The organism is Bradyrhizobium sp., assembly GCF_016462955.1.
Classification (GTDB): domain Bacteria; phylum Pseudomonadota; class Alphaproteobacteria; order Rhizobiales; family Xanthobacteraceae; genus Bradyrhizobium.
In genome coordinates, this window is sequence record NZ_JAEMSD010000729.1 from 1 (window position 1) to 2,429 (window position 2,429).

Annotated in this window: 2 protein-coding genes; one reads left to right on the forward strand and one right to left on the reverse strand. The window is 67.8% G+C overall.

Annotated elements, in window-relative coordinates:
* A partial coding sequence (locus JHD07_RS37500) for a threonine-phosphate decarboxylase (protein ID WP_291631348.1) occupies positions 1–998 on the forward strand: 998 nt, incomplete at its 5' end.
* Between the two features lie 20 nt (positions 999–1,018).
* Here the strand turns inward: JHD07_RS37500 and JHD07_RS37505 are convergent.
* On the reverse strand, positions 1,019–2,429 hold a 1,411-nt coding region (locus JHD07_RS37505; protein ID WP_291631351.1), incomplete at its 5' end, for a cobyric acid synthase.

A 2,429-nucleotide genomic window follows, 5' to 3' on the forward strand; every position in this document is an offset into this window, starting at 1 on the left:
AGCTAGGCGCGCGCGCGTGGAATGCGCTGCCGTCGCGGGCCGAGATCGAGGCGCTGCATCAGGCCGCGCAGCACGCCTACCGGACGAGCGCACCAATCGTTGCGATGGGCGGTGCGCAGGCCGCCATTCAGTTGTTGCCGCAACTCGCGCCGCCCGGTCGGGCCCGGATCCTGGCGCCGACCTACAATGAATATGCGGGGGTGCTGTCGGCCGCTGGCTGGGATGTCAAGGAGGTCGCAGAGCTTGAGGCCCTGCCGGGCGCGGACCTCGCCATTGTCGTCAATCCCAACAATCCCGACGGGCGCTGCAATTCGCCGAAGGAGCTGCTGGCGCTGCTGCCACGCGTCGGCCGGCTCGTGGTCGACGAGAGCTTTGCGGATGCTGTTCCAGCCTTGTCGCTTGCGCCTGAGGCGAATCGGCCGGGACTGTTGGTGCTGCGCTCGTTCGGAAAGTTCTTCGGCCTTGCCGGACTGCGGCTTGGCTTCGCGACCGGTCCTGCCGCCGACATCGACAAGCTCGCGGCGGCGTCAGGTCCATGGCCCATCTCAGGCGCAGCGATCGAAATTGGCTGCCGTGCCTTGCATGATGAGGCCTGGGCCGAGGCGACGTCGGCGCGGCTTGCGCGCGACTGTGTCCGGCTCGACGAGATGGCACGAGCGCAGGGGTGGCGGCTTGTCGGCGGCGCGTCACTGTTTCGGCTCTACCAGACGCCGGATGCGCTTGCTGCGCAGGAGAGGCTCGCGCGCAGTCACATCTGGTCCCGCGTCTTCACGCAACAGCCGACATGGCTGCGGCTTGGGCTTCCCGGCAGCGAATCCGAATGGACGCGGCTTGCTGAGGTCTTGGCGCCTGATGAACATGCGCCTGGTTGCGCCGACGGTGGTGCGCTCCCTCGCCCGCTTGCGGGAGTGGGTCTCTCCGCAAGGGGACAATTCCCAAGCGGAGAAAGCCCTCACCCGGCGCTTTGCGCCGACCTCTCCCGCAAGCGGGAGAGGTGACGAGCCCCACGTCCACCTGTTCAGTATCCAACCAGTCCACGCGAGCGCGCTAGCGCGAGCAAGCCTTCGACATCGAGATGCGTCTCGATGTGATCGGCCAGCGCATCGAGCGCGCTTTCGATCCTGGCGTGATAGGGCTCGTCGCCTGCGGGAATGCCGAGCCTGGCGAGATACGCCTTGCGGAAATCGTCCGACGTGAACAGGCCGTGCAGATAGCTGCCCTGCACGCGGCCATCGCCCGAGACCGCGCCCTCCGGCTCCCCGTTCACCTTCGCAAATGGCCGCGCGCGATCGGGGCCGTCGGTGCGGCCGATATGGATTTCATAGGCTTCGATAGCCTGCTCGGTGGCAGCATGCACGGCGGCAACGCGCGTCAGTGTCTTCTGCGGGCTCATCACCGTTTCCACATCCAGCAGCCCGAGGCCCGGCGTATCGCCGGCAGGGCCCTCGATGCCATCGGGATCGGCGACGCTGCGGCCGAGCATCTGATAGCCGCCGCAAAGGCCGAGCACGTGGCCACCCCGGCGCTGGTGCGCGAGCAGGTCGATGTCCCAGCCCTGCGCGCGCAGGAAGGCGAGGTCGCCGCGGGTGGATTTCGAGCCGGGGATGATGACGAGCCTGACATCGCCGGGGATCGCTTCGCCCGGACGCACCATGATGAGATCGACGCCCGGCTCGAGCTTGAGCGGATCGAGATCGTCGAAATTCGCGATCCGCGACAGCGCCAGGCACGCGATCTTGCATTGGCCCGGCTTGCGCGCATCGCGCAGGCCGAGCGCGTCCTCGGCCGGCAGCTCGCCGGCGCGCGGAAACCAGGGCAGCACGCCGAGGCCGCGCCATGCGGTCTTTTGCTCGATCAGCCTGTAGCCGTCGTCGAACAGCGTGGGATCGCCGCGGAACTTGTTGATGACGAAGCCCGAGATCATCGCGGCATCCTCAGGATCGATCACCGTCTTGATGCCGACCAGCTGGGCGATGACGCCGCCGCGGTCGATGTCGCCGACCAGCACGACCGGCACGTCCGCTTTGCGGGCAAAGCCCATATTGGCGATGTCGGCCTTGCGCAAATTCACCTCGGCCGGGCTGCCGGCGCCCTCGACCAGCACCAGATCGGCGCGCGCCTTCAGGCGCTCGAAACTCTCCATCACCGCACCCATCAGCGACGGCTTCATCGCCGCATAGTCGCGTGCACGCGCGGTCGCGATGCGCTTGCCGTGAACGATGATTTGCGCGCCGACATCGGTCTCGGGCTTGAGCAGCACCGGGTTCATGTCGGTGTGCGGCTCGACGCCGGCAGCGAGCGCCTGCAGCGCCTGCGCGCGCCCGATCTCGCCGCCATCGACGGTCACCGCCGCGTTGTTCGACATGTTCTGCGGCTTGAACGGAAGCACGCGCAAGTCCCGTCGCGTGAAGGCGCGCGCAAGGCCGGCG